The 2301-nt window shown below is 70.3% G+C and carries 3 protein-coding genes; 2 read left to right on the top strand and 1 reads right to left on the bottom strand.

What is annotated here, in order from left to right:
• Nucleotides 1-90 precede the first annotated feature (90 nt).
• Nucleotides 91-453: a DsrE family protein gene (locus ABT300_RS43330; RefSeq protein ID WP_351688483.1), complete on the bottom strand. Its 363-nt coding sequence runs from the start codon at nucleotides 451-453 to the stop codon at nucleotides 91-93.
• A gap of 195 nt (nucleotides 454-648) precedes the next feature.
• On the opposite strand from ABT300_RS43330, the gene ABT300_RS43325 reads away from it, so the two are divergent.
• Nucleotides 649-1326, top strand: coding sequence for a hypothetical protein (locus ABT300_RS43325; protein ID WP_351688480.1), 678 nt, complete (start codon nucleotides 649-651; stop codon nucleotides 1324-1326).
• Nucleotides 1323-2171, top strand: a complete 849-nt coding sequence (locus ABT300_RS43320) for a hypothetical protein (protein ID WP_351688477.1) — start codon at nucleotides 1323-1325, stop codon at nucleotides 2169-2171. The genes ABT300_RS43325 and ABT300_RS43320 overlap by 4 nt, the downstream gene beginning before the upstream one ends.
• Nucleotides 2172-2301: the final 130 nt, after the last annotated feature.

Raw genomic sequence — 2301 nt, 5'->3', positions numbered from 1 at the left:
CGACCCGCTACGACAAGACCGCCGAGTCCTACCAGGCAGCCGTCACCCTCGCCTCGCTCCTGATGTGGGCGTGACATTTGAAGACAGCTCCTAGTACACGAGCGCCTGCGTGTCGTCGCCCAGCGCCTCCTGGACGAACACCTGCGCCCCCGCGATCCGGACGCCGTCGATGACGTCCTTCTCCGTGATGTCCCGGCGGGCGGCGCACTGGGTGCACAGGGTGAGACGACCGCCGGCCAGGACGGCGTCGAGGAGACCGGGCAGCGGCGCCGCGTGCGGAAGCTCGAACTCCGCGGCCCGGCCCGGCAGCGCGAACCAGGCGGACTCCCCGGTCAGCCACAGGGAGACCTCGACGCCGCTGGCCACGGCGACCGCGGCGACCGTGAACGCCTGAGAGCACCGCTCGGGCGCGTCGGCCCCTGCCGTCACCTTGATCACGAGCTTCTTCGCCATACCCGAATCGTAATCAGGTTCCTTACAACCGCCGATGTTGACCATGGGTCTCCTGTGAAGCGCGTCGTGGAAAGCGCTTGAATTCAGAGGGGGATTCTTGTGGAAGATCCGGAGAAAACGGCCGACGACCCCGGCCCCGACCTTGGCTCCGACCTTGGCCCCGGCCGCCGTCGGCCGCGTGGTCGTACGACGCTGATGATCGCCTCAGCCGCCCTGCTCGGGGTGGTCGCCGGGGTCTGCACCGGGTACGTGATCCAGGCCGGCCGTGCGCCCACCGCGCTGCCGCCGCTCTCCCAGCCCGCCGTGGGGCAGGCCGGGGGCGAGGCCGAGCCGCTGTCGGCGGCGCAGGACCGCCGGGTCAGGACAGACGGCGACCTGCGCAAGCTGCTGATCACGCGACCCAAGGGGGCGAAGAGCAGCGACGTTCCGGTGGGCAGGGACGGCTGGGCGGACCTGGCGTCGTTCGCGATGGAGTTCAAGGATCCGGGCGGTGCGTTCGACGCCCTCGCCCAGGACGAGTTCCGCCGTGCGGCCACGACGTCGTGGGGGGTCGGCGAGACGTACAACGTCGAGATCAACCTCGTGCAGTTCCGCCAGGAGAACCAGCTGGCGGCGGCCGAGTGGGCCGAGGCCGGCCGCACCTGGGCCGAGAAGGAGGACGACACCCGCCAGTGGCCCGTCCCCGGCACCGGCAACGGAGTGGCGTACGTGCACGACTCACCCGACCGGAAGCCGGGCTACCTCCCGCTGTACGCGGCGGAGGCATTCGCCTGGCGCGGGGACGTCTGGATGGAGATCCGCATCAACGACAGCAAGCCGATATCCAAGGCGAAGATCATGGACCTGGCCGTCCGGCAGGTGGGGAAGCTGTGAGTGAGACTCCCGAGACCCCCGCGGTCGAGGACGTCGCCGACAAGCCCGTCGCCGACAAGCCCGTCGCCCCCAGGGCCCGTCGGGTCGGCCGGGTCGTCGCCGTGGCCGGATCCGTGCTGCTGGCCTGCGCGGTCGTCGGCGGTGTCGGCTACACCGTCGTGACCGTCAGGGACGCGGACCGCGACTCCGGCAGCCCGACCTGGAAGTTTCCGGCGGTGACCGCCGAGGGCCCGGACAAGGGCGCCGGCAAGGACGGGAAGAAGGGCGGCGCGGCGGGGTCGGGGCTGAGCGCCCTGCTGCTGCCGTTCGGCACCGACAGCTCCGAACGCGGTCCGGACCTGGCCGAGTTCGGCCCGGACGCCGAGTTCAGCGGCGCGCAGGCCACCGCCCTGCGCAAGGAGTCGATCAAGGACCTGCCCGGCGAATCGCGCCGGAAGCTGGAGAAGGTGATCGACAAGGAGCGCATCAAGGGCATGGCGATGCGCAGTTACTCCATCGACTGGTCGGACTACAACATCAAGGACACGATCACCTTCGAGGTCACGTTGTCGAGGCAGGAGAACCGGACCGCCGTGCGCCGGTCGGCGACGGCATTCAACGGCTTCGTCGCCGCCATGGACTTCTTCCGCAAGGGTCCGAAGATCGCGGGCCACCCGGACGCGCGATGCTTCCTGAGCCCCAAGGGCAAGAGCACCGACGTGGGAATCGCGCTCTGCACCGCCGCTGTGGGAGACGTGCTGGTCAGCGTCACATCGGCGGCGCCCGACCCGATCGACGGCGCGTTCGTCGCCAAGTTCTTCGCCAAGCAACTCGACCGCATCGACGACCCGGGACAGGCCGTATGACCACCGAGCACCCCCGCCTGCAGCCACCGCCGGCCCCGGAAGCGCAGTCGGAACCGTTGCCGGCCCCGGAGCCAGAAGAGTCGCCGGAACCGCTTCCGGAACCGGTGCCGGCCCCGGGGCCAGAAGAGTC

The organism is Streptomyces sp. NPDC001027 (genome assembly GCF_040299045.1).
Classification (GTDB): Bacteria; Actinomycetota; Actinomycetes; order Streptomycetales; family Streptomycetaceae; genus Streptomyces.
Note: the sequence above shows the minus strand (reverse complement) of the source record. Positions and strands in the feature narration are given on the sequence as shown.

Coding starts and splice junctions, on each gene's coding strand:
- ABT300_RS43330 (WP_351688483.1), bottom strand. CDS start 453: ATGGCGAAGAAGCTCGTGATCAAGGTGACGGCAGGGGCCGACGCGCCC.
- ABT300_RS43325 (WP_351688480.1), top strand. CDS start 649: ATGATCGCCTCAGCCGCCCTGCTCGGGGTGGTCGCCGGGGTCTGCACC.